Origin of the sequence: Bacillus sp. ISL-41, from assembly GCF_018613235.1 — a bacterium.
In the GTDB taxonomy this organism is placed as follows: Bacteria; Bacillota; Bacilli; order Bacillales; family Cytobacillaceae; genus Mesobacillus.
Window position 1 is genome coordinate 83,703 of sequence record NZ_JAGGQP010000032.1, and the last position, 24,679, is coordinate 108,381.

21 protein-coding genes are annotated in these 24,679 nt (G+C 43.7%); 4 read left to right on the forward strand and 17 right to left on the reverse strand.

Annotated elements, in window-relative coordinates; genetic code table 11:
- Positions 1 to 237: 237 nt before the first annotated feature.
- Positions 238 to 2,391 carry a cell division FtsA domain-containing protein gene (locus J7I80_RS17295; RefSeq protein WP_214739815.1) on the forward strand — a complete coding sequence of 718 codons (2,154 nt, stop codon included), beginning with the start codon at positions 238 to 240 and terminating at the stop codon, positions 2,389 to 2,391.
- 23 nt (positions 2,392 to 2,414) lie between these two features.
- Here the strand turns inward: J7I80_RS17295 and ytxJ are convergent, their stop codons facing one another.
- The 3 genes from ytxJ to J7I80_RS17310 form a co-directional block, all read right to left on the reverse strand.
- Entirely contained in the window at positions 2,415 to 2,744 is a 330-nt protein-coding gene (gene ytxJ / locus J7I80_RS17300) for a bacillithiol system redox-active protein YtxJ (RefSeq protein WP_214739817.1), read from the reverse strand.
- Positions 2,745 to 2,870: 126 nt separating this feature from the next.
- Positions 2,871 to 3,350, reverse strand: coding sequence for a YtxH domain-containing protein (locus J7I80_RS17305; protein ID WP_214739819.1), 480 nt, complete (start codon positions 3,348 to 3,350; stop codon positions 2,871 to 2,873).
- 17 nt (positions 3,351 to 3,367) lie between these two features.
- Positions 3,368 to 3,847, reverse strand: coding sequence for a DUF948 domain-containing protein (locus J7I80_RS17310; protein WP_214739821.1), 480 nt, complete (start codon positions 3,845 to 3,847; stop codon positions 3,368 to 3,370).
- 524 nt (positions 3,848 to 4,371) lie between these two features.
- Here J7I80_RS17310 and J7I80_RS17315 point away from each other — a divergent pair.
- The gene (locus J7I80_RS17315) at positions 4,372 to 5,487 is read left to right on the forward strand and encodes an aminopeptidase (RefSeq protein WP_214739823.1); all 1,116 of its coding nucleotides are present in this window, start codon (positions 4,372 to 4,374) and stop codon (positions 5,485 to 5,487) included.
- 202 nt (positions 5,488 to 5,689) lie between these two features.
- Here J7I80_RS17315 and murC read toward each other — a convergent pair whose 3' ends face one another.
- The 8 genes from murC to J7I80_RS17355 form a co-directional block, all read right to left on the reverse strand.
- A complete protein-coding gene (gene murC / locus J7I80_RS17320; RefSeq protein WP_214739825.1) occupies positions 5,690 to 6,991 on the reverse strand; it encodes a UDP-N-acetylmuramate--L-alanine ligase in 1,302 nt (433 codons plus the stop codon).
- Between the two features lie 303 nt (positions 6,992 to 7,294).
- Positions 7,295 to 8,395 (reverse strand): nicotinate phosphoribosyltransferase, encoded by a 1,101-nt coding sequence (locus J7I80_RS17325; protein WP_214739827.1) that lies wholly within the window; start codon positions 8,393 to 8,395, stop codon positions 7,295 to 7,297.
- 83 nt (positions 8,396 to 8,478) lie between these two features.
- Positions 8,479 to 11,955, reverse strand: a complete 3,477-nt coding sequence (locus J7I80_RS23365; RefSeq protein WP_251027832.1) for a DNA translocase FtsK — start codon at positions 11,953 to 11,955, stop codon at positions 8,479 to 8,481.
- Positions 11,956 to 12,160: 205 nt separating this feature from the next.
- Positions 12,161 to 12,955, reverse strand: coding sequence for a DUF1444 domain-containing protein (locus J7I80_RS17335; protein ID WP_214739829.1), 795 nt, complete (start codon positions 12,953 to 12,955; stop codon positions 12,161 to 12,163).
- A gap of 84 nt (positions 12,956 to 13,039) precedes the next feature.
- Positions 13,040 to 13,354, reverse strand: coding sequence for a thioredoxin family protein (locus J7I80_RS17340; RefSeq protein ID WP_214739831.1), 315 nt, complete (start codon positions 13,352 to 13,354; stop codon positions 13,040 to 13,042).
- Positions 13,355 to 13,617: 263 nt separating this feature from the next.
- Positions 13,618 to 14,121 carry a hypothetical protein gene (locus J7I80_RS17345; protein WP_214739833.1) on the reverse strand — a complete coding sequence of 168 codons (504 nt, stop codon included), beginning with the start codon at positions 14,119 to 14,121 and terminating at the stop codon, positions 13,618 to 13,620.
- Positions 14,122 to 15,063: 942 nt separating this feature from the next.
- Positions 15,064 to 15,591 carry a DUF84 family protein gene (locus tag J7I80_RS17350; protein WP_214739835.1) on the reverse strand — a complete coding sequence of 176 codons (528 nt, stop codon included), beginning with the start codon at positions 15,589 to 15,591 and terminating at the stop codon, positions 15,064 to 15,066.
- Positions 15,592 to 15,658: 67 nt separating this feature from the next.
- Entirely contained in the window at positions 15,659 to 16,732 is a 1,074-nt protein-coding gene (locus J7I80_RS17355) for a M42 family metallopeptidase (RefSeq protein ID WP_214739837.1), read from the reverse strand.
- 205 nt (positions 16,733 to 16,937) lie between these two features.
- Here J7I80_RS17355 and J7I80_RS17360 point away from each other — a divergent pair, with 205 nt between their 5' ends.
- Positions 16,938 to 17,252: a PepSY domain-containing protein gene (locus tag J7I80_RS17360; protein WP_214739839.1), complete on the forward strand. Its 315-nt coding sequence runs from the start codon at positions 16,938 to 16,940 to the stop codon at positions 17,250 to 17,252.
- 34 nt (positions 17,253 to 17,286) lie between these two features.
- Here the strand turns inward: J7I80_RS17360 and J7I80_RS17365 are convergent, their stop codons facing one another.
- Together J7I80_RS17365 and trmB are read right to left on the reverse strand one after the other, a co-directional pair.
- Positions 17,287 to 18,126, reverse strand: coding sequence for a YtnP family quorum-quenching lactonase (locus tag J7I80_RS17365; RefSeq protein ID WP_214739841.1), 840 nt, complete (start codon positions 18,124 to 18,126; stop codon positions 17,287 to 17,289).
- A 306-nt stretch (positions 18,127 to 18,432) separates the two neighbouring features.
- Positions 18,433 to 19,080 carry a tRNA (guanosine(46)-N7)-methyltransferase TrmB gene (gene trmB, locus J7I80_RS17370; protein WP_214739843.1) on the reverse strand — a complete coding sequence of 216 codons (648 nt, stop codon included), beginning with the start codon at positions 19,078 to 19,080 and terminating at the stop codon, positions 18,433 to 18,435.
- Between the two features lie 147 nt (positions 19,081 to 19,227).
- On the opposite strand from trmB, the gene J7I80_RS17375 reads away from it, so the two are divergent.
- Positions 19,228 to 19,506 (forward strand): YtzH-like family protein, encoded by a 279-nt coding sequence (locus tag J7I80_RS17375; RefSeq protein ID WP_192472506.1) that lies wholly within the window; start codon positions 19,228 to 19,230, stop codon positions 19,504 to 19,506.
- 6 nt (positions 19,507 to 19,512) lie between these two features.
- Here the strand turns inward: J7I80_RS17375 and J7I80_RS17380 are convergent, their stop codons facing one another.
- From J7I80_RS17380 to J7I80_RS17395, 4 genes are all read right to left on the reverse strand, one after another.
- Positions 19,513 to 20,286, reverse strand: a complete 774-nt coding sequence (locus J7I80_RS17380; protein ID WP_214739845.1) for a phosphotransferase family protein — start codon at positions 20,284 to 20,286, stop codon at positions 19,513 to 19,515.
- 280 nt (positions 20,287 to 20,566) lie between these two features.
- Entirely contained in the window at positions 20,567 to 22,717 is a 2,151-nt protein-coding gene (gene pulA, locus J7I80_RS17385) for a type I pullulanase (protein ID WP_214739847.1), read from the reverse strand.
- Positions 22,704 to 23,684, reverse strand: coding sequence for a diacylglycerol/lipid kinase family protein (locus tag J7I80_RS17390; protein WP_214739849.1), 981 nt, complete (start codon positions 23,682 to 23,684; stop codon positions 22,704 to 22,706). The genes pulA and J7I80_RS17390 overlap by 14 nt, the downstream gene beginning before the upstream one ends.
- A gap of 34 nt (positions 23,685 to 23,718) precedes the next feature.
- A complete protein-coding gene (locus J7I80_RS17395) occupies positions 23,719 to 24,678 on the reverse strand; it encodes an NERD domain-containing protein (protein ID WP_214739851.1) in 960 nt (319 codons plus the stop codon).
- Position 24,679: the final 1 nt, after the last annotated feature.

A 24,679-nucleotide genomic window follows, 5' to 3' on the forward strand; every position in this document is an offset into this window, starting at 1 on the left:
GATTTATAAAATCAGGTTTCTGTGGTTCCCAGCCTAAAGCAATGTCATTATAAAGCCGATATTAGAATAGGAGCCGAGGTGCAAAAGTGCAGTTAAAGTGCTATGGATCAAGCTGTATAATATGATAAAGGTAATTATATCTGAAATAATTTGGATTGTCACGTAAAATTCTTTAATAATTAAACGCTTTTAAGTGATAAAGCATCGTATGAGAACTTAAGTTAGAGGGTGCATGAAATGCATGTGAATAATAAACTGTTTGCATTAGATATAGGAACCAGGTCTGTAGTAGGAATCATCCTGGAGGAAGCTAATGGTCACTATGAAGCGGTCGACATCATGGTCCGGGAACACAAGGAACGGTCGATGCTGGACGGCCAAATCCATGATGTATTGTCAGTTTCCGAAATCATCACTGAAATTAAAGAGGCGCTGGAAGTTTCACATGGCCCCTTGACCAAGGTCTGTGTCGCTGCAGCTGGCCGCGCGCTGAAAACAGAACAATCAAAAGCTGCAGTTGATATTTCCGGCAAGCCGATGTTTTCAAAGCAGGATATCCTCCACCTTGAATTAAGTGCAGTCCAGCAAGCACAGGCAGCTGTTGCTGGTGAAAAAAACAATGAGCATCACTATTATTGTGTCGGATACTCGGTTCTTTATTACCAGCTTGATGGAGAAGGGATCGGCAGCCTGATTGACCAGCGGGGAAATGAAGCCTCTGTGGAAATCATTGCAACCTTCCTGCCAAAAGTTGTCGTTGAATCATTGCTTGCTGCACTGGACAGGGCCGGACTTGAAATGGACGCACTTACCTTGGAACCGATTGCCGCGATCAATGTGCTGATTCCTGCCTCAATGAGGAGATTGAATGTCGCTCTTGTTGATATAGGCGCAGGGACTTCCGACATCGCACTCACAGACTCAGGAACAGTAATTGCCTATGGAATGGTACCAGTGGCAGGAGATGAAATTACGGAAGCTGTTAGTGATGAGTTTCTGCTGGACTTCCCTCTTGCTGAAAAAGCAAAGCGGGACCTGCTTGTAAATCAATCAATCTCGATAACAGACATCCTTGGCTTTGAAACAGAGGTCAGCAAGGATGAAGCCGTTGAACGAATTGCCCCAGCGATTGACCGTTTGGCAGGAACAATCGGAGAGGAAATCCTGAAGTTGAATGGCAATAAACCTCCTAAAGCAGTCATGCTTGTTGGCGGTGGAAGTCTTACCCCTGATTTACCCAGGAGGCTCGCCGCTATGTTAAATCTTCCAGAAAACAGAGTCGCCATCCGTGGTCTCGATGCCATCAACTCTGTTTCATTTGCAGCACATATTACGAAAGGACCTGAACTAGTCACACCAATTGGGATTGCGATTGCTGCCAAACAGTCTCCTGTCCAGTATCATACTGTTTATGTGAACGGCCAGCCGGTAAGGCTTTTCGAAGTGAACAAATTGACAGTGGGCGACTGTCTGCTGGCTGCCGGGATAAAGATGAATAAGCTTTACGGCAGGCCGGGCCTCGCGATGATTGTCAGCCTGAACGGCAAAAATGTGACGATACCAGGTAAGCATGGGCAGCAGCCTGTGTTACTGAAAAATGGGATTCCCTGCTCATTCGATGATCAGGTGGATGGAGGAGATCAACTCACTGTCCAAAAGGGAGAGGATGGAGTCAGGCCAGAATTGACTCTTGGCGACTTAATCGGCGAGCTTCCATCCAAAATGGTCATCATTAATGACCAAAGGTATGAAGTCAGCTCGAAGATGACCTGCAATAATCTCCCTGCATCTATGTCCAAACCAGTTGAGGACAGGGATGAGATCATTTTTGAAATGCCCGATACAATCGAGAGTATTCTAAAGGAACTTAACCTTGCAGAAATGCTTAATGACACTCGTCCATTTTTGATAAAGATTGACGGAATACAGCACAAGGTCACAGAGTTCATGGGAAAAATGTTTGTTAACGGACTGGAAGCAAAATTAGAAACTAAAATTGACCATCTAGATGAAATCCGTTTTGAAAAAGGGAAGGAACCAACCTTGAGAAGATTAGTAGAAAAACTGGGGATCCCTGCTTCTGAATCAATGCCGATTTTTTTCAACGGACAGCAGATCCAGCTCGAGCAGGAATTAATCGAAATCTCCCGCGGGGGCATTAAACTGGGAATGGGCGAACGCATACATAGCGGAGACCTTTTAACCACTAAACAAAAGGATGTGCAACACTTCATCTTCCAGGACTTATTCAACTTTGTACAGTTTGAAATCCCAACGGACAGCCGAGGATTCACCTTATTAAAAAATGGAGAAAAAGCTGGATTCGACGACCGGCTGGCACCCGGTGATGAGCTGAATATAACCTTCGAGAACCCTATCGTTTTAAAGTAAAAAAACATCCATCGGATGTTTTTTTACTTTACATTTTCTTCTTTTGCTCCGGCTAATGATTTTGCAGTAATTTTAAAATGGGAAGCATGCCAGGCAACGTCTGAATTCACAAATAAAATGGCTTGCGGCGATTCATGCTTAACATGGAATTTCTCAGCTATATGGTTGGACAGGTCACGAGAATCCTGGACTGTCAGATAATATAAATTATCGCTTCCATTGTTTTCGAACTTCGCAAATTCATCGTACCCAGCCGCGCTGATCGGGCAAGTCGTGCTGTGTTTCAGCATGAAGAATGTTTCTCCGGAATCAACAAGCTTGTCAAATTGTTCAATTGAATCAATCTTTTTCATCCTACTCTCTCCTTTTATAAGCTCTTTACGATACTATTGTCACTTTCACCAATTTCTACGAAAATGCTTCTTATAAAAAATAAAACGGTGAAGTTATCTTACCACTTCACCGTTTCATTGACAATTTTACTGATTCAGCTTGCTTTCTGTATCATCGAAAGCTTTTTGTGTTTCTTCAAGCTTCTTTTGGATCTCTTCTCCAGTGGCAGTATGCGTGTTTTCCATGGAGCTTGTCTCTGCCATTGAAGTAGGAACCTCTTGAAGTTCTCCCTCGTCACCATCTGTATTCTGAGAAGAAACTTCGTTCTTGTTCTTCATATCCTTTACCTTGTTGACAATGGTTGAAGACTGTTGCGAAACAGTTTCTTTCAAGCCGCTTGCCTTCTCCTTCGCTGAAGATGCAAGATCAGCACTCTTGTTCTTTAGGGAAGACGTTTGCTCATTAAGTGAGCCTCTTAACTCTTTTCCTGATTTAGGAGCAAGCAATAGTGCCGCCAGTGCCCCGGCAAGCCCCCCAACAATAGCTCCAGTCACAAAATCTTTGGAATTGCTGTTTGTCTCCCTCATTGATCCGTTTACATCATACTGGCTTTGTTCCCTGTTCATACTATCTCCACCTTTCATTAATACCGAACACGTTCTCGCTGCCTTGCTACCATCTCTTCGCTCTCAAGCTGATGGTCAATCTTAGCTGTTTTTTTTGATTGCCACTTATCCTTCAACTCAAGGAATACGTTGCTCCACTGAACAACCTGTGAAATCTTGTCCTTATTCTTGTCAATCTGAAGATCAACCATTGTCTGGACATTGTGAATAGATTGATTGAATCTCTGAACAGAATTTCCTACATCCCTCACAGCATTAACAACACCGTTCAAGCTCTCAGATTTTCTGGAAATATCGTCGGCTAAATTGTTTGTTTTGTGCAGAAGCTCCGTCGTTTCACGAGTCACTCCATCCAACTGCTTCTCCAGGCCATCAAGTGTGCCTGATACACTGTCTAAAGTTGTTTGTAAGGATTTAAGAGTCTTGGACAATGAGACTACCAAAACCAAAAACGCGATTGCTATTACAGCAACACTTAGATACAAAATAATTTCCACTGTTGAACACCTCCGTTAGCATATGTACATTTTACCCCGCAGATTACGACATAAACCACCTTGTCTAATATGTATTTCAATATAAGCATACCCTTTTCCTTCCTGATTAAGAATATCTTTCTACATTTTATAAATCCAGCATTTCCATAGACTTCTTAGGAGATTATTTTGTCAATCTGAGAGCATTGGTAGGTTTAATTTTGTTTTCTGGCACACATCAACTTCATCGGTAGAGGTAAAATTGCTTGCACAAGGGTATCTTTCACCTTGAATGGCACCCTTATAGACGCGGGATTGCTTGCATAAGGGTATCTTTCCACTTGCGGTACTCTTTTAAAAGCTCCATTGGTGACCTGTTTTTCCATAATCCCGCTTTTTTTGGCCCCAATCCGCTTTCCTTCATCGCCTCTTGATTTTAACCAAATTGATTCTTCTCGATGTCCTGCAAGGAAATGAGCACAAACTTCTGGGTTTCGGTTACAATATGATTATGTGTTTTATTTTTATACATAGGAGTGATTTTGGTGAAAGACCCTCGTATTCAAAAACTGGCAAAGAACTTGATCAATTATTCGGTCAAGCTTCAAAAAGGGGAAAAAGTCCTGATTGAGAACTTTGGACTACAGCGCGAGCTTGTTACGGCTCTCGTGAAAGAAGCATACGAAGCTGGAGGCTATCCATTTGTATCATTGAAGGACCACCAGGTGGATCGTTCATTGCTCATGGGTGCCCAGCAGGAGCAATTCGACATGATAGCTGAGTTCGAAGCTAATGTGATGAGCAAAATGGATGCGTACATCGGCCTTCGTTCTGGAGATAACATCAATGAACATGCTGATGTTCCGGCAGATAAAATGAAGATCCATGGCAATACAGTTGGCAAGAAAGTTCATAGGGACATTCGCGTTCCGAAAACGAGGTGGGTCGTCCTTCGTTACCCTAACTCGGCAATGGCACAGCTGGCAAAGATGAGTACTGAAGCCTTCGAAGATTTCTACTTCGACGTCTGTAACCTTGATTACGGAAAAATGGATAAGGCAATGGACAGCCTGGCAGACTTGATGAACCGCACCGACAAGGTACGAATCACTGGAGAGGGAACTGACTTGACGTTTTCTATCAAAGATATCCCGGCTATAAAATGTGCGGGTGAGCTGAATATTCCTGATGGCGAGGTTTATACTGCTCCTGTCCGTGATTCAGTCAATGGCGTGATCACCTATAATACGCCGTCCCCTTACCAGGGATTCACTTTCGAAAATGTGAAGCTGACTTTCAAGGATGGGAAAATCGTTGAAGCTTCTGCAAATGATTCAGAGCGCATCAACAAGATTTTTGATACAGATGAAGGAGCTCGTTATGTCGGAGAATTTGCGATTGGCGTGAATCCATATATCCTCCATCCAATGCAGGACATCCTGTTCGATGAAAAAATTGACGGAAGCTTCCACTTCACACCTGGACAGTGCTATGACAATGCATTCAATGGCAACCACTCGAATATTCACTGGGATATGGTCAATATCCAGCGCCCTGAATACGGCGGCGGGGAAATCTATTTTGATGACGTTCTGATTCGTAAAGATGGACGCTTTGTCATCCCAGAACTCGAAGGCTTGAACCCTGAGAACTTAAAATAAAACTAGAGGTCATAAATAAGAAAAGGATGCGGACCAAATGGCCGCATCCTTTTTTGTAGTATCAGAAAGTATTAATTTTTCACTTCGAAAATTGTCTAGCTGCGGCTCCTAACGTTTCGGTCCTGCCAATGAAGCCAAAGAACGACTTCACTGTCAGATCCTCCAGCGCTTGTCGGAGTTGGACAGTCGCCTCCGCTTTTCGTTATACTTGTAACTCTTTCTCATATGCTTGCTGGAACTTCTGGATATCACCAGCGCCCATGAACAGGATGACGCCATTGCTATGCTCTTTCAGAAGCGAGGTATCTTCCTCAGCGATGATTTCTGCGTCGTCGATTTTTTCTTTCAGATCGGTAATCGATAGCTTCCCATGAATTTCACGGGCTGAACCAAAGATTTCGCACAAATATACCTTATCTGCTTTATTCAAGCTTTCTGCGAACTCGTTCAGGAATGCTTGAGTCCTTGTAAAGGTATGCGGCTGGAAGACAGCGACGATTTCACGATCAGGATACTTCTGCTTTGCAGCTTCAATTGTTACTTTGATTTCTGTAGGATGATGTGCGTAGTCATCAATGATTACCTGGTCTGCAATTTTCTTTTCGGAAAATCTCCGTTTCACGCCTTCGAATGTCTCAAGCTGGGCCTGGATCACTTTTGATTCGATATTTTCGTAATGGCATAAAGCGATGACAGCCAGCGAGTTCAGGACATTATGGTCACCATAAGCCGGTATCGAGAACGTGTCATAAAATGTATTCCGGACAAAGACATCGAACGTCGTACCCTCAGTGGACTTAACGATATTGCGGGCCTGGAAATCATTTTCTTCGCCGAAACCATAAAATACAACAGGTACCTTGGCCTGGATTTTTTGCAGCTGCTCATCGTCACCGCATGCGAAAATACCCTTTTTGACTTGCCATGACATCTCCTGGAATGCAGAGAATACATCCTCGATATTGGCAAAGTAATCCGGGTGGTCAAAGTCGATATTCGTCATGATGGCATAATCCGGGAAATAGGAAAGGAAATGACGGCGATACTCACAAGCTTCAAACACAAAGTATTGAGCATCCTTGTCACCTTTACCAGTGCCATCACCGATCAGGAATGATGTAGGTTTGGCGCCCCTCATCACATGCGCCAGCAATCCCGTAGTCGAAGTTTTCCCATGAGCCCCTGTAATCGCAACACTCGTAAAGTTTTGCATGAAATCACCAAGGAATCGATGATATCTGATGATTGGAAGGCCAAGCTCCATTGCCTCCTGAATCTCCTCGTGAGTATCCGGATAGGCATTGCCTGCAATAACTGTCATTCCAGGCTGTATATTTTCCTTATTAAACGGAAGGATCTTTATTCCAGATTTCTCAAGGGCTACCTGGGTAAAAAAGTGCTTATCATAATCGGAGCCCTGTACCTGATAATCCATATCATGGAGAACTTGAGCTAACGCACTCATTCCAGACCCCTTTATACCTACAAAATGGTAAATAGTCATATAAAGAACCTCCAACAACGTCTGTATGTAACACAGTATATGACAGATATCCCGATTTGCTCATTTTGCCTGTACACTGTATCAAACAGTTAAAATGCAATGGTGATATGTCTGTCTTTCATGTATTGAATCATTATAACATCATTACGGTAAATAACACAGTTTCATTAGTGCACCTTACAAAAGGATCGGCCTTTTCGCCAAACCCCATATCCAAAATGGCAGTGCCCAATGATTCTCTCCGTTAAAAATGCAATCATGAATAAAAGTACATATTCCCTTAGTTAGTTGCTTTCAAACTTGTTAAAATTCGACTCTTTCAAGCCGGGGATTCGGCCTGAACCTCCTGCCTGACTTTGCCTGATGCTTTCCATTCAACATGACATTGTCGCCAGTAAAGCCTATTTGCAACTTTAACAGGCTCCCGCCTACGCCATACATGTCGACTGGCACATCATGCTTTTCAAACTCCAGGATCCTTTTTTCACTGAAGCCTCCGCTGACAACAATTTTAACATGGTCAAAGCCTTCATCATCAAGTGCTTTTCTTAGTGCGAAAATCAATTCTGCGTTCACTCCGCGCGGGTCGAATGTTCCCAGCAAGTGCTGATTGCGCAGGAAGTACTGGTCGATTAGTGTTCGGGAAGTATCAACTCTGACACCTTTCAGCTTTTCGCCAAATTCCCTTGCGACCTTCAAAGAGTCAGTAATCGCATCATTATTATAATCAACAAGAGCGATCAAATCATCGTTCGGAAAGGTTTCGTGGTAAGCCCGGGTTGCTGCGACGATATCGCCGTTGAACATTTGGATCAATGCATGCGGCATCGTTCCTATACCATGCTTTCCCCACCATTCATTCATCGCATGGGTGGCCTGGGCAGTGGCGCCTCCAATATAGGCAGCGTAACCATCACCAGCCTGTGTTGTATAATGGTCGTCACGGTCTCCCATGAAAATGACCGGCTTTTGCTTTCCTGAATAACTTGCTGCCTTCACAACATTATAAACATTTGTCGAGACAGAAGTTCTTCTCGCCAAGATGCCATCGATAATTCCCTCAAGATAACCAAAACTCTGGTAAGGACCCGTAATAGTCAAGACCGTTTCAAACGGAGAGATTTTATCCCCATCCTTAAGCGAATGGATCTCCAGTTCCTCAGGTCGGTCCGCAAACGTTTTTACCAGGGCGATCACTTCATCCGTACCACACAACACAGCTTCGTCCTTCTGGAAAAATTGCATGGTGATGACATTGTCTTCTTGGTATTTCTTTACGAGCTCCCGAGTCTTAAGGAAATACACAGCTGAAAACCAGCCATCCCGGATCCTTTCATCAAATTTAAATGTATGATTGGTCAGGCGGCTGATTTTTCCCTGCATTTTCAATTCTATTTCTTTCATCCAAAAAGCTCCTTCAATAACAACCCAACGTCTATAGGCATTTATCCTTATTATAATTACATGCAGATAAAGAATACCACTTATTAATTGAATGCACTACTTTCCTGGAAGGCCTCAAGGTCAGCGGCAGTGATCAGGACATCTCTTGGCTTGCTGCCCTTACCCTCAGAAATGAATCCTTGCTGCTCCATCATTTCAATGAGTCTGGCTGCTCGGTTATAGCCAATTTTAAAGCGGCGCTGGACGCTTGAAGTGGAAGCGCCTCCCTGATCAATGACAAATTCACAGGCTTCATAGAAAAGCTCGTCTTCGTCCTCCGTCACCTGAGCCTTCTTTAACAGTTCATCCTGTTCAAACAAGTATTGTGGATCCCTCTGCTCCCTGACAAATGCAACAATGTCATCAATCTCATTGTCGGTCACGAAGGTTCCCTGCAGACGGAATGGCTTTGATGATCCATTTTCCAGGAACAGCATATCCCCGCGGCCTAGGAGTTTTTCTGCCCCACCGATATCAATGATCGTCCTGGAATCCACCTGTGAGGAAACAGAGAAGGCAATTCTTGTTGGAACATTCGCTTTAATCAGGCCTGTAATGACGTCCACTGATGGCCGCTGTGTCGCGATGATCAAATGGATGCCGCAGGCACGCGCTTTTTGGGCAATCCGGCAAATCGCTTCCTCGACATCACCAGGAGCCATCATCATCAGATCCGCCAGCTCATCGATTACGATGACGATATATGGAAGTTTTTCAGAAAACCTGCGATGCTTCTCGGCAATTTCATTGAACCTGCTGATATCACGGACCCCTGTATGTGCAAACAATTCGTAACGGCGTTCCATTTCCTCGACTGCCCACTTGAGCGAGGCTGTCGCCGCTTTTACATCTGTGATGACCGGGCTGACAAGATGCGGAATGCGGTTATAAGGTGCTAATTCAACCATTTTCGGGTCAATCAGCAGCAGCTTCACCTCATCTGGATGAGCTTTATAAAGCAGGCTCACAAGCATCGTATTGATGCAGACACTCTTCCCGGATCCAGTGGCACCAGCAATCAATCCATGAGGCATCTTTTTCAGATCGGTCACAATTGGATTTCCGGCAATATCAAGACCCAGTGCCACCGATAACGGAGATTCTAAATCCATAAAGCCTGCAGACTGTAAAATTTCACTCAATAATACCGGTCTGCTCGAGTGGTTTGGCACTTCAATGCCAATTGTGTGCTTCCCTGGTATTGGGGCCTCGATTCGGATATCCTTCGCCGCAAGGCTTAATTTTATGTCATCTGATAGATTGGTAATTTTATTGACTTTAACACCTGGTTCCGGCTGCACCTCAAAACGGGTAACAGATGGTCCCTGTGTCACATTAACCACCCTAGCCCCTACATTAAAATTCCTCAGGGTTTCGTTAAGCATATGCTCCTGTTCTGAAAGCCACTCGGGATCAGGTGCTTTGAACACTGGAGGGCTCAACAAATCCAACGGCGGGAAATCGTATACCGCTGCTGGATGGACATCGTGCTGCAGGGTGGATTCATGTTCAGGTGATCCGCCTACCTCACGCTCGGACTGGCCGTTCACTTGTATAGAAGAGGGGTTTGCCACAGTGGGCTCGGCTTGTGACTTCTCTTCTCTTAATACTGATGGACCTGCTTCAGGATTAACTCCTGATAAAACGCCCGCCTTTGATCCGTCTTCTTCAGCACCAGCTGAAACAGTTAATGCTTCCGGCTGTGTTTGAGTCTCAGCAACTGTTAACATTTCATGCTCACCAGTTGATTGCTTCTTCTCCTGTACCGGATGAACATCTGGAAGGCGGTCAGAAGACAGCTCTTCTTCGCCCGCTTTATTTTTCTGAGCAGACGCGGACCCTTCAAAATCAGGATGAATTTCCTTCGACTCGGACTGTTCCGTACCACCAGTCTTTCTTCCTTCAGTCATAAAAGAGGGATATTTAGACGTGTTCCGAGCTTCCCACTTCCTCTTGTCCTGCTTAAGCATGAGAACATTAAATGGAAGCTGCCTTTTTTGTTCTGCTGGCTTATTCTCTATTTTGGGTTCAGCAGCCTGACTTGGTTCTGCATCTGATACCTCTTTAGGATCTACAGCATCCGTGTTTTGTTCACTATGAACATTGACAGGCTGGCCATAAACATCTTCCGCTATCGGGTGATAGTCTGTTGTTTCTGGCTCTTCCACGCTTTGCTGATATGTGATTGTTTCAGTTTCTTCCACTCTTTGCTGATAACCGGTTGTTCCTGGCTCTTCCACGCTTTGTTGATAGCCGGTTTCAGATTCTTCCTCGCTTTGTTGATAGCCGGTTTCAGATTCTTCCTCACTTTGTTTGAAGTCAGTTTCTTCCGAATCTTCTGGACTATGTTGTAAGCCAGTCTGTTCTGACCCTTCAGGAATAGGCACAAGATCGGTCTCTTTTTGTTCTTCATGGATTTGCTGAGAACCGGCCTCTGATTCTACATGACTGTCTTGATAGATGGTCTCTGCCAGGTCAAGGTGGGAATCAATCACTTTTATCTCTTCCGGTTCAAGATTCGAATCAATCACTTCTATTTCTTCCGGTTCTGGGTGCGAATCAATCACTTCTATCTTTTCCTGGTCATGTTGATAGCTTATTGCTGCCGGCTCTTTGACCACGAGCTCATTACCGGCTTCAGTCAGCGTTTCAATTTTTGGTTCTTCATGACTAAAATCAGGCTCATTATTGAGAATGATGTCGATTGCCTCAGATTCCAGGTCCCACTGCTCTACTTGTTCCTCGAGTTCAGAGACTTCAAAATCCCGGGTTTCAGCAAGATCATCTTCTATGTATATTTCCTGCGTCAGTACATCATTATGAGCTTTGGTTGAATCAGGTAATGCCTCTACAGCAGGTGCTTGCGGCAGCCTGTTTGTATCGGTTTGACTGGTTTGATCAACTTGGACTGCTTGCCTTCTCTCAAAACCAGTCAGTTCAAATTCAACATCCTCAAGGTTTGTTTGGGCCTTACTTTTACTAGGAGGCCTGTTAAACGCATAAATCGGTGACGGTATTTCTGTTGGCCTGAACGGCTGCCTGAATTTAGGTCCGCTGTCCTTCCGTGTTTCGTAATGGAACTTCGCTGCAGGTTCCTCGGTTTTATTTGGCCTGGATGCTTCTTTCGGTTTCCTATTTGGTTCACGTCTGAATGTGCTTCGAGCATCCACGACGGGATCCTGGTATGGATCGTGCAAAGGGTCACTTCCAGATTGACGGTCATTCATCATCCTCAACGAACCTTGCTCTTTAATGAAAGGCTTTATTTCATCAACTTGGCTGGCCCTTTCCTGCCGCTCTTTTCTCGGCTTTGTTTTTTCAGGGGCTGGGTTCTCGTCCGGGATCAGCGGGAAACGAAACTGACCTTTTGGATATTGGTATAATACTTTTGCCTCTATATCCCTTTTTTCACTCTTCTCACTTTTTAATGGCTTTGAGACAGGCTGATCCTGATCCATACCAGTAAATTCATCATCGTTATCGTTTTGGAACTTGGTAAAAATCTTTTTAATCCAACTCAATTTAAATCACTCTTTCTTTCGCATTTCATTATTTATTTTAACAGTAAATCCATATTTTTCGAGATAAATTGAAAGAATGAGCATTTTTTACGAGAAGAAACCTTACGGAACAATCAACTTTAGGCTCAGTTATTTACAAAACATGGCACCAGATGTACATAAAGGAAAAAAGCCCGATATTTCCGGGCTTTCGCTACTTTCCTTACTATTCCTTTTTTGTTTTTCCTAAAATAAAGATTGGTTCCAGTTCTCCATCTTCATACAGGAAACTCAGAGCAGTGATTGGCACTCTTCCACTCGCAAAAAAGCTCATTGTCATCTGGGCCAAAATATCATAGCCTGTGTTATTTTCCACATCGGCGATAATCAAGACATCTTGATGGGGAACCGCCACAGTCATGGTTCCCTTCATCCTTTTCTTCATTTCATTCAAAAAGCTTGTATTCAAAATCCTGCTCGCATCATAACCGTCATTCGTATTGAGGAAATAAAAGGTGTTCTCGGCGACTCGATCCTCTTTTATTTTTACAGAGAGGGAACGGACATTGAACAAAGCGGTCTCGCGGACCTGACCCGCTGACCATCCTTCTTTTTTCAAGAGCTTCGAATCAATCAGCCTGTATGTTGTACCTAAATCCAAAGCATAATAGATCCTTGTTTCCGCGGTATGATCATCATAAAGAAAGGGAACCCCTTCTTCAGCTTCCGTTGGGAAGGATGTCGAACGGATGACAGGAAAAATATTCTTTTCCTTTCCTGACAGTTCGAGCTGGCTTTCCATCGCATTGAGGCCTTCCGATACATAATAGACCACCTCATCTATCGCTTTTTCCTTTTGATCCTGCCACTTGGCGACAATCCCAGGCAAAGAGATGGTGATGCCGCGTCCAGTCGTTATATTTTCAATTCTCAACTGATCCTTTTCCCTGTCATAGGAAAAAGTCCGGTCGGGATGTTGAAGACGACTCTCCAGCTCTTTGCGCATTTTTCTGCTATCCATAGTACTACCCTCCATTTCTTCAGGAGTTTCTGCAACTCATTTTACATGAAATTTCCCTCCACCTCAAAAGATGGAGGGAAAGATTTAAGCAAGACCTTCTATGAAATTTTCGATTTCAGTCTGTGTCTTTCTGTTCTTGCTGACAAAACGGCCAAGCTCTTTGCCATTTTCAAAAGCGACAAAGCTAGGAATGCCGAAAACATCCAGCTGGATGCAAAGATCGATAAAATCATCACGATCGACCGAAACAAATTCGTAATCGCTGTATTTGCTTTCAATTTCAGGCAACACTGGCTCAATTACACGGCAATCCGGGCACCAGCCCGCTGTAAATAAAAATATATGCTTGCCATCGTTTTTCAACGCTTCAAACTGTTCGATTGATTCCAAGTTTTTCATAACAAATCCTCCTGGGGAAATCTCATTGTACTTCCCTTATTTTACCCATGCATGTTTAAAAAAGAAACTAATCTGATTTAAGCTTTTTCGGCAAAATCTGGAGCCAGACAATCCGCTGGCTGCAGTAATCTGTACTTTATAATTGAGGCTCTTTTCGTAAACTTTGTTGCTTTCTCTACCTGAGGTATTCAGGATCAGGTACGAAAAGCAACAATCAATCCGGAAACAGCCCGAATAAAAAAACGCCATCAAATTGAATGGCGTCACTTCATTTTAACCGAGTTGGCAATTTGCATCATAGCTTCTGCGTCTTCTTTTACGTTCTCAGTTTCGGTAGTCAATTTGACGCCGCCAATACCGACAATCAGCTGATAACGGTCTTCTTTCAGCTTTTTAACAAGCATATAGCCAAATTTCCCATCCTTACTGAAGGTCTCATTAGCATCCCATTCCTTCTGCTGCTTCACAGTAGAATCATAGACCACTTTACTATCTTCATTTTCATGCTGATTGTAAAAAAGGATATATGTTTTTTCTCCATCTTTGAGCAGTACATTATTAGGTGTTTCTTTATCTACATTGACACCAGTCGGTAAATAATATTCTATGTCTTTCGTACTATTGTTTGTTTGCTCAGGTTTGCTTTCAAAGGTAGCCGCTACTTCCTCTTTTATGTCAGCCTTTTGTTCGGAAAACGAGGCAGAACAGGCGCTCAGCAGAAATACTCCCGCTATAACAAGCCCAAATGCCCTTTTGAACTTTATCATACTTTTTTCCCCCTTGCTAAGGACTTAACCACTTCTTTTCTATCATACCTTTCTTAAATGATTGGTGACAAGGCTTCGTTTGCACTTTTTGGTGAAAATAATGGTATTTTTCAGAAATTTGTCGAGAAATATTAGTTTACGGGGTATTGCGGAATAAATGGTGACCTGTTTTTCCGATATCTGGATTTTCAGGACACCAATACGCTTCATTGGTGACCTGTTTTTTCAATATCTGGATTTTCAGCGCACCAATCGGCTTTATTGGTGACCTGTTTTTCCAATATCAGGATTTTTAGGGCACCAATACGCTTCATTGGTGACCTGTTTTTTCAATATCTGGATCTTTAGGGCACCAATACGCTTCATTGGTGACCTGTTTTTTCAATATCTGGATCTTTAGGGCGCCAATACGCTTCATTGGTGACCTGTTTTTCCAATATCAGGATTTTCAGCGCACCAATCGGCTTTATTGGTGACCTGTTTTTCCGATATCTGGATTTCCAGGGCACCAATCGGCTTTATTGGTGACCTGTTTTTCCAATATCAGGATTTTTAGGTCACCAATACGCTTCATTGGTGACCTGTTTTTCCAATATCAGGATTTTCAGCGCACCAATACGCTTCATTGGTGACCTGTTTTTCCAATATCAGGATTTTCGGGGCACCAATCGGCTTTATTGGTGACCTGTTTTTCCGATATCTGGATTTCCAGGGCACCAATCAGCTTTATTGGTGACCTGTTTTTCCGATATCTGGATTTCCAGAGCACCAATACGCTTCATTGGTGACCTGTTTTTCCAATATCAGGATTTTTGTGGCACCAATCGGCTTTATTGGTGACCTGTTTTTCCGATATCTGGATTTCCAGGGCACCAATACGCATATATGGCCTTTCCCAAGAGTCTGAATGAATTGTGAGGAGTAAAGAAAAAAAACAGCCATTTAGACTGTCTTTTTACCTTGCCCTATTTGATATTCATATTGTCCGGCAAGCAGTTTCATGACATGAGTGAACATTTCACTTCTGTTGATCTGTCCATTCGTAAAGATTCCGACTGCTCCTTCGTTTTTGCGGACGTTTTGTTTTTTTGCATATTCGTCCATTACCGGGCCTAGTTCGGCACCCTTCAATAACTGCCTGGCAATTTCTTCTGGGAGGGGGATCCTTGCGCCGCCGGCAATGATTGGCTCCATCCCTTTTACAGCTAAAGCTCCCCAATTGCATAGCATCAGTCCGTATGGAGTCTGCTGGACGCCGCCTTCCAGTCCAATCCCGATATCAGCTCCCGCTCTTTCGGCAGCCTGTATGGCCCTGTTGACTGCCCCTTTGATTGTTTCCTCATCAGACATCGGCTGCTCGCTGACGCCTGATTCAGCATCAACAGAAACGATTTCATATGAGTCATCCATGAACGCGCCCTTTACCGCGTTTATTTTAGCCGGATTTTTTGAACCCACTGCTATTCTCATAATTTGCGCCACCTTTCTTGCCATGAAAAAGGAGCAGTTTTTCAGCTGCCCCTCATTACTGTTTTTATTAGCTATTATTCTTGATTGTTTCCACAGTTGTTTTATCTGCTGCTTTTACAAGCTTGACTAGAAGTTCTTTTGCAGCCGCATAATCATCTACGTGGATCATGGATGCTGCAGTATGGATGTAGCGTGAGCAGATGCCGATTACGGCACTTGGAATCCCCTGATTGGAAGTATGCACTCTTCCTGCATCCGTTCCGCCCTGGGAAACGAAGTACTGGTAAGGAATATCATGAGTTTCCGCCATATCAAGGATGAACTCTCTCATGCCTCTGTGCGTGACCATTGAGCGGTCAAGGATCCTCAACAGAGTTCCCTTGCCAAGCTGGCCGAACTCATTCTTATCACCTGACATATCATTGGCGGGGCTTGCATCCAGTGCGAAGAAAATGTCCGGGTCGATCATGTTCGCAGCAGTTTGCGCGCCTCTTAAGCCGACTTCTTCCTGGACCGTAGCGCCTGAGTACAACATGTTCGGCAGCTGGATATCCTTTGTTTCCTTTAACAGCTCAACTGCCAGGCCACAGCCATATCGGTTATCCCAGGCTTTCGCAAGAATCTTCTTCTCGTTTGCCATTGGAGTGAACGGACAAATCGGTACGATTTGCTGCCCTGGTTTGATGCCGATGTTGATGGCATCTTCTTTATCGTCTGCACCGATATCGATCAGCATGTTCTTGATTTCCATCGGTTTATTTCGCTTTGACTCATCTAGCAGATGAGGCGGGATCGAACCGATTACACCTGTTACCGGTCCATTGTTCGTGATGATCTGGACGCGCTGTGCCAAAAGAACCTGGCTCCACCAGCCGCCAAGGGTCTGGAATCGGATCATCCCGTTTTTCGTAATTGATGTGACCATGAAGCCAACTTCATCCATATGCCCGGCGACCATGATTTTCGGGCCGTTTGGGTCACCCTTTTTAACGCCGAATACACTGCCCAGTTTATCCTGGATCAGTTCATCCGAATACTGCTCCAATTGCTCGCGCATGAATTTACGGACTGCATGCTCGTTGCCTGGTGCTCCAGGCAGTTCTGTCAATGTTTTAAACAGACTCAATGTTTGCTCGTTCATATAACTTCTCCTTCTCACTAAAAAATTTAGATTTACTAAAGATTATGTATTTATACATTTCATTTTACAGAACATTCATTATGCTTGCCAGTCTAAATCGTGCCATACGCGTTTTTTGCGGGCATTAATTCTTTGCTCTCCATGTGTGATTTGTTATGATGAAGATAACTTGAAATTCCATATATAACCTTGGAGGTCCTTGACTATGAACTGGAAAGCCTTTTTCATTGGCGTTGGCGCCGGACTGGCAGGTGCGTATGCTGTAAAGGAACTTGCTTCACAAAAAGAAACCGTGTCAGCCGAAAAAGTACTGAATCATGCGAAGGCAGCTTTTAAAAAATCAGGGCCGATCAGCGGCTCATGGATCAATATGACGGCTGAACCATATTCAAAACCGCCTGTTGACTACCAGGTATATAAAGGTGGTATTTCCCGCAATGTCGACGGTAAGGTCGAACAATTTGAATTCATCGCCGACGCAGCAACAGGAGCTATTCTCGATGCATACCCGCTGGATTAATATCTGTTAAAATGAAGACCTGCTCAGCGCAGGTCTATTTTTTTCTCTCAATTGTTTGAGTTATTTTACCATCCTGATCAAATTTTACTGCGCGATAGACTGCATCATGATAAAAAGTGAACCAGGCATCTTTGCTGATCCCAAATTCAAGCCATTTCTGTTTGGCGAAAATCGAATCCATTGGATAATCGTCGTAGGCCATCACCCAAAGAGGATTCTGATGAGCGTGAGTAGGCATGATATCAGCCATGTGGACCACTGTAAGTTCTTCATCTTCAATGGTCAGGATTGAATGTCCATCACTATGGCCGCCAGTGTGGATCATTTTAATCGGACCAAATGACCATTCCTTTTCGAATGTCTCAACCTGCTGCTCAATTCCTTGCCAGTTTTCTTTCCAGTATGTACTCTTGGACCGGATATTCGGATTGCGCATTTCATCCCACTCGACCTGGGAAGTAATGATTTTCGCGTTCGGGAAAACTGAGACAAGTTCACCGCTTGAATCCATCGTCAACCCGCAAGCATGGTCAAAATGCATGTGAGTCATCAACACGTAATCGATATCTTCAGGCTTCAAGCCCCGCTTTTCCAGCTCTGGCATTAGGCTTGATTCTTCTAGGACTCCAAAATTGCGTTTTTGCTTCTCATTCAGTTTTCCATTCCCCATGCCGCTTTCAACAAGGAAATTCTTTCCCTCTGCCTGAATCAAAATTGGATCAGTTCGCAGCTCAATCTGATTTTTGTCATTCGCCTCATACTTTCGCGACCATAATGGTTTCGGGACAACCCCAAACATCGCACCGCCATCAAGATGAGTGACTCCACCGTTCAGCCACTCCAGTTTTACACTTCGAAGCTCAAGCTTTTCCATCGCACATCCCCCTTTTTTACTTGATTGTAACACTCGGATTTTAAATTTTTAAATAATTCGGCTCCTTTTTTAGTAGGTGACAGAGAATATGGTCATATTTTTAACATCATACAATAGGAATTCTATTATATTGCCGGAATTCAAACTTTATTGGGAATACTTTATTTTTATTGGCGATCAGATTTGCATTATCGATTCCACATTTTTATTGGCGAATTTCACATATTTATTCACGAACTGGAAAATATCGAGCTTTTTTTCCAAGTAAAAAAACCGGTCGATGTAAAATCGCCGGTCTTTCCATCTTTATTTTTCAGAAACAAATTGTACCTCACATCGGTAAATGCGGCTGCCGCGGGAGGAGAATTTCTCTTCGTATTCAGTCATGATGTTGCCTTCGTAATCACTGTTGTGAAGATCGAGGCTTACATAGTTAAGCTTCATGCCATAATGCGAAAAGCTGACAAGGGAGTATTCAAACAAACCCTGGTTGTCTGTCTTAAAGTGGATTTCACCATTTTTCACAAGGATGGATTCGTATACTTCAAGGAATGACTTGAATGTCAATCTTCTCTTTTCATGGCGTGTTTTTGGCCATGGATCGGAGAAGTTCAGATAAACCCTGCTCACGTCTCCGCTCTCAAAGTACTTGGCAAGCTCTGCACCATTCACATTCATCAGCTTGCAGTTTGGCAAATCCACTTCAATCAGCTTGTCCAGCGCACTGACGATGACGCTCTCCTGCAATTCAATTCCAATATAGTTAATGTCCGGATTAGCTTTTGCCATACCAGTGATGAACTGGCCTTTTCCTGTACCAATCTCAATGTGGAGGGGTTGATCCTTCTCAAACACTTTACCCCAGTTTCCACGGTGCTGTTCTGGTTCATGAATCACAAAATTCGAATACTCAAGTAATTTATCTTTAGCCCAAGGCTTGTTTCTTAGTCTCATTTTGACACCTCTGTACTATTTTCATTCGTTTCAAACAATATCATGCAACCCATATGTTTTCAAGGTGAAATTTATCGCGGCTGCATAAACACAAAAAGGAATCCACAATCTATAGGTGAATTCCTTTTAAAAGAAAGGGTGATCATTGTGCCTTTAAGCCACCATGACCAGGTAAATTTATTGAAGGATATATTAAGCAACCAGCAGACTGACTGCTGCGGTTCGGTTGCGGAGTATCAGCAATTAGAACGCCTGATCAAATCGTTGATGGTCAACACAAATGTTGACGGCAACATCAAATCGATTCTGCAGGATGTTTATCAGTATAGCCAAAACGGTGTCAATGCCTCTGACCTGGAACAGCATATCCAGACAAATCGAGGCCAGTTAACCCAATGGGTCGATGACATCGGACAATTCTCATGAGAAAAATTAAATAAGTGCCTTTAAAAAATCAATCCATTTTTCCATTTCTGGAATGCGGTTCTGGTTTTTATGCCATTGAATCGCTGAAAGTGACTGAGCAAGTGCATACCATTTCATCCGCTGCTGGAGGTTTTCCGTCAGGGTGATACCGTATTTATCCAGCCAGTCCTCCCATTCTTCTACTGGTATATAGGAATACAAGAGAAGTCCAAGATCGATCGCAGGGTCGGCGATCATTGCGCCATCCCAGTCGATTAAATACAACTGGTTGTCTTCGGTAAGCAGCCAGTTGTTATGATTTACATCACAATGACAGACAACCTTTTCGTCAACATCGATATGGCCAACGTTTGCAGTTAAAAACTTTAATGAATCTATGACAGCCTGCTTCGTACGAAGCTCCTCATCCAATTCCTCATTCAGGGCATGAAGGAACATCTCAGGTTTCAGCGGGCTTTTTCCCAGCCTGGTAAGCATCCCAAGAAGCGGTTCTGACGCATGGATCTTCTTCAACAGCTTGGCCACACGGTCGTTGTTCATATCCCCGGGCTTCAGCTCTCGTCCATTCATCCATTGCTGCGCTGTTATGACATCTCCGTTTTCTAACCTTTTCGTCCAAACAAGCTTGGGTACAATTCCTTCTGCGGAGAGAACAGCAAGAAAAGGGGATGAATTACGTTTTAGAAACAGCCTTTGTTCTTCATGCTGCGCAAAATAAGCGGCACCGGTTGCACCGCCTGCAGGAACGATCTCCCAATCCTGTCCAAATAAATGTTCCAAAGTTAGTCACCTTCATTTATCACTATTTCCCTTATGCTAAAAAACCGGAAATGGATTCTAATTCTAATTCGCCGTTGTTATTATTATCGGAAATAAAAAGACAGCTATTGATAGAAAAATTCACACACAATAGCTATCCTATAAATTTTATCCCCTAGAGGCTGAGTACGTCAACCCCATGGATCTGAATTTAATATTGTGAAAAAGTTATCAAAAGAAAAGCAGAAGCCCTTTGATTAGCAGGAGCGGGCACTAGACTGTGCAGTATTAGTGAGTCTCCCTATTTTGCCAGCACAAACAAAGAACATGGCTCCAGCAGGACTTTATCTCCTTCTATATGGCGAAATGGCTGTGCTGAAGCTTTTTCATGGTCGGCGAGGACACTCCATTTTGTATCTTCCGTAAGTTCCACAAGATGCTGATCCATCGATGGGTTAATGAGCACGATTATTTTTTCCCAATGTCCCCTCTCTTCTATTTCCGTCAGCAAATAGCCAATCAACGGAGCAGGCAATTGTAAGAATTCCATACGCCTGCGGATCTGTTCATTGTCCGGAAGGCGGAAAGCTTCGTTCGATCTGCGAATGTCGATGATTCCTTTGATGTAATCGACATTATCCATGTTTGCATCCCGGAGGTCCCAATCGAGCCAGTTTATATCATCAGGAGACCGGTAGCTGTTGCCAATCCCTTTTTTCGACCTGAAAAATTCCTGGCCGCTGTGCAAAAATGGAATTCCCTGTGCCAGCAAGACCATTGAAGTCGCCAGTCTGTGCTGCTTTTTTAAAATAGCTTCATCCTGGTCAGGATCACAAATTTTCAGCTTATCCCACAATGTATGGTTATCATGTGATTCAATGTAATTCACGGATTGTCCCGGCTGCAAAAACAAGCCCTGTTTCCGCTTTCCGATGCCTACGCTGCCTGCCATCACCTGTTTGGCTGCTTCCAGATAGCGATCATTGCCTAAAGCGTAGCCTTTATCATAAATATTAAAGGTACTGCCTTTAATGGAATCGCGGAACCAATCATTGAACTGTCCTATTCCAGGCAATTTCGACTGATTCGAAATATTGGCTTTTCGATCAGGCGGGAGCGGAGTATTCAGGTCCCAGCCTTCACCTATGATCAGTATGTCGGAACTCACAGTATTTACCGCATTCCTGACAGCTGTCATTGTATTGATATCCAAAATGCCCATTAAGTCAAAGCGGAAGCCGTCGACATGATATTCATTCAGCCAATACATAACAGAGTCAACGATATATTTTCTCGCCATCAGCCTTTCGGAGGCAATATCGTTCCCCACTCCGGTTCCATTTGAAGGAAGGCCATTTGCATCGTGTCGGAAATAGTAGCCGGGAACGATTTTTTCAAAAGGTGAGTCCTCGCGGATGTACACATGATTATAGACCACATCCATAATGACGCCCATCCCCTGGCGGTGTATAGCATGAATCAATTGTTTCAGCTCGCTGATCCTGTTATAGGGATCTTCGGGGTCAGAGGCATAACTCCCATCTGGTACATTAAAATGAACCGGGTTATATCCCCAGTTATATTCCCTGTCGCGATCCAGTTCGTCTACTCCTTCAAAATCGTGAAAAGGCAGCAGTTCTATATGCGTGACTCCCAGGCTTTTAATGTAAGAAAGTCCAGTCTCCATTCCGTTGGCACTTTTTGTAGCTGCTTCCGCTGCACCCAGATATGTTCCTTTCCTGACCGCTCCACTGTTCGGGTGCTTCGTCAGGTCCCTGATATGGACTTCATAGATGATAGCGTCAACTGGCTGTTTTAATTTCGGGACATCAGTATGGGCTGCCTTTGCCTTTTCTTTGTCGATGACAACGCCATATTCACCATTGACAGTTAAAGCAGTTGCATATGGGTCAACAGCTTCTCTCCATTCAAGGTTGATACAGACCAGGAACGAATACTTGTAAAGCTCCAGGTTCCGGTCTACCTCAATACTCCATACGCCCTTATCGACACGTTTCATCTCGAAAAGCTCAGAGGTCTGGTCATCTTCCTCGAAAAGCCTCAGCTTTACTTTTGTAGCGGTCGGAGCCCATAGCTTGAAAATGGCCGTTTCAGTTGTATAGCTGACACCAAGGTCATTCCCGCCGTAAAAAAATAATGAATCAAATTCCTCCGTTCGGATGACTGCTCCAATTTGCAGATCCGTTTGTCCGCCATGCTCATCGAAAATCACGTAAGTTTTACCTAACTCAGGCCTGATACTGCATAAGCAAATGTATTTTACTGCATCCTCCAGCAATACCTTCTCCTGGATTGCCAATGGCAAATCAACGCCTTCTCCTTTTAGGCGGAACTCATTGGAAGTTCCTTCAAAATATGAATAAGGAAGTAATACGGTAATAATATCCACTTGATCAAGATAGGCGTTAAATTCCCTTTCAATGGCAATCATTCATTTTCAACTCCTCGGTATGCCCTAGATTGTTTTTTCCAGATAGAATTTTCAAGGCTTTTGGACATGCCTGGATTTTCAACGGTGTATGTCCGATAGTTTCACCATCTGCATGCGCTAAAACTTCAGCAGTGGATTCAATAGTAATCGATTTACCAGTAAACTGCTCAACCTCCCGGAATTTAGTATGCTTTCCCCAGAAGACACTGATGAAAACCAATAACAGCTTCAATCTCGAGATCTTATGCACGACCGTTATGTCGAGAATCCCGTCATCCGGGAGAGCAGCTGGAGCAATCTTCATGCCCCCTCCGTAGTATGGCTGGTTCGAAACGGTGACAAACCAGGCTTTGCTGTATTTATACAATTTGCCATCAACTGTCACCTCGATAGGAATCGTCCTGAAAGTGAGTAGTTTTTTGACAAGAATATAAACATAGACCAGCCTTCCCAATGAAAAACGGTTGAGGAGGCCTTTCATCCGGGACTCATTTGAATCCTTTGCGACAGCAGCATCAAAGCCTACTCCCATATTATTCATAAAATAGGTTTCCTGTAATTCATTGTGCTGAATTTTTCCGATATCGATTTCTGAGGTGTAGCCATAACTTTTATCCACGATCAAACTTAAAGCATGTACTGACTTTTTCGGAATATCAAAGCCCCTTGAAAAATCATTCCCTGAACCGCCTGGAATGAACCCGACGGAAATGTTCGAGTAGGACGCCGCTCCGTTCACCACTTCATGCAATGTGCCGTCCCCTCCGACTGCCGCAATTATTACGGGTTTGCCGTCAGCTTTTCGGGCTAAAGACTCTGCCAGCTCTTGAGCATGCCCAGGGTATTCAGTAAAAAAAGCAAGGTACGCAATGTCCAGGTCCTCCAGCTCTTTCTCTATGTTTCTCCAAATCTCCCGGCAGCTCCCATTTTTCGCATTGGGATTGACGATAAAATAGATCTTCTCCATATGATCAACCTTTATCTAATTAATAGGGGTCTTTTTATTGTTCGCTCTTCGGACTGTTTTCCCACTCAAGCCTTCTGACCGATGTGGTCTGGCCGTACTGCAGAAGAACCTGTGCTGCTTTTAATTGCATATGCTTCAATGGAGATTTCATGCCTCTCAAGCCCATGAACCAGTCCTCGAAATTACGTTTTTCAATGAATTGTACGCCATAAGGCGGCTGTGGATAGTCGATGAACCCATTCCTGCTGATCAGCAGTTTTTGTACTGGAAGCTCAACATCGTACATATCAAAAAGAGTCTTGACGATTTTCTCTGTCCGGTTTAGCGCAATCAGCGGATTCAGGATTTTCTTTTCCTTATTCCTCGTTTTCTTGATCCAAAAGCGGTCCTTGGACCCGACATATGCAGCATTCTCTTCAGCTTCGATGAACGAAATGCACATGGCTGCAGCTGGAGTGATGATGATCAACTCTGCCTCGACCGGAGCTTTTTTTAATAAAAATATAGGTTTATATAAAATGAGAAAGGTATCAGGAAATCGCTGCAGTAAAAATTTCAAGGTCGGATCGCTGAAAAATTCTTTTGTAATGAATGACCTTTCCGTCAATGTCGAGCTGGCCCATTTTAGCTGGAATGGCAGCAACCCATCGAGGAAGTGCTGTTTTAATTCCTCAATTGACTGTAAGTTGGTTATTGAATGTAGCATACCGTCGTCCATCAAATGTTCCTGATCTTCCTTATGTTCCCGGGTGCCCTCCTCCTTCACAGGCTCTGGCTGGCGCACCATGCTTTTGAGCTTGTGAAGGAGATTATTTGGCTGCTCCTCCTGTTGGATATCAAAGTGATTTTCACTAGTTTGTTTAGGACCGTTTTCCCATTTCTCCCTAATGCCCTCCCATTGTTTTTTCTTCAGACGGACATATCTTGAGGGATAAAGGTAAATGTCCTGGGCATACCGTGATACATAGTCCTGGAGCTTGATTAATTGTGCCATT

Excerpts from the sequence above, each read along its gene's own strand:
- J7I80_RS17295 (WP_214739815.1), top strand. The coding sequence starts at position 238 with ATGCATGTGAATAATAAACTGTTTGCATTAGATATAGGAACCAGGTCT.
- ytxJ (WP_214739817.1), bottom strand. The coding sequence starts at position 2,744 with ATGAAAAAGATTGATTCAATTGAACAATTTGACAAGCTTGTTGATTCC.
- J7I80_RS17305 (WP_214739819.1), bottom strand. The coding sequence starts at position 3,350 with ATGAACAGGGAACAAAGCCAGTATGATGTAAACGGATCAATGAGGGAG.
- murC (WP_214739825.1), bottom strand. The coding sequence starts at position 6,991 with ATGACTATTTACCATTTTGTAGGTATAAAGGGGTCTGGAATGAGTGCG.
- J7I80_RS17325 (WP_214739827.1), bottom strand. The coding sequence starts at position 8,395 with ATGAAAGAAATAGAATTGAAAATGCAGGGAAAAATCAGCCGCCTGACC.
- J7I80_RS17335 (WP_214739829.1), bottom strand. The coding sequence starts at position 12,955 with ATGGATAGCAGAAAAATGCGCAAAGAGCTGGAGAGTCGTCTTCAACAT.
- J7I80_RS17340 (WP_214739831.1), bottom strand. The coding sequence starts at position 13,354 with ATGAAAAACTTGGAATCAATCGAACAGTTTGAAGCGTTGAAAAACGAT.
- J7I80_RS17345 (WP_214739833.1), bottom strand. The coding sequence starts at position 14,121 with ATGATAAAGTTCAAAAGGGCATTTGGGCTTGTTATAGCGGGAGTATTT.
- J7I80_RS17350 (WP_214739835.1), bottom strand. The coding sequence starts at position 15,591 with ATGAGAATAGCAGTGGGTTCAAAAAATCCGGCTAAAATAAACGCGGTA.
- J7I80_RS17355 (WP_214739837.1), bottom strand. The coding sequence starts at position 16,732 with ATGAACGAGCAAACATTGAGTCTGTTTAAAACATTGACAGAACTGCCT.
- J7I80_RS17360 (WP_214739839.1), top strand. The coding sequence starts at position 16,938 with ATGAACTGGAAAGCCTTTTTCATTGGCGTTGGCGCCGGACTGGCAGGT.
- J7I80_RS17365 (WP_214739841.1), bottom strand. The coding sequence starts at position 18,126 with ATGGAAAAGCTTGAGCTTCGAAGTGTAAAACTGGAGTGGCTGAACGGT.
- trmB (WP_214739843.1), bottom strand. The coding sequence starts at position 19,080 with ATGAGACTAAGAAACAAGCCTTGGGCTAAAGATAAATTACTTGAGTAT.
- pulA (WP_214739847.1), bottom strand. The coding sequence starts at position 22,717 with ATGATTGCCATTGAAAGGGAATTTAACGCCTATCTTGATCAAGTGGAT.
- J7I80_RS17390 (WP_214739849.1), bottom strand. The coding sequence starts at position 23,684 with ATGGAGAAGATCTATTTTATCGTCAATCCCAATGCGAAAAATGGGAGC.
- J7I80_RS17395 (WP_214739851.1), bottom strand. The coding sequence starts at position 24,678 with ATGGCACAATTAATCAAGCTCCAGGACTATGTATCACGGTATGCCCAG.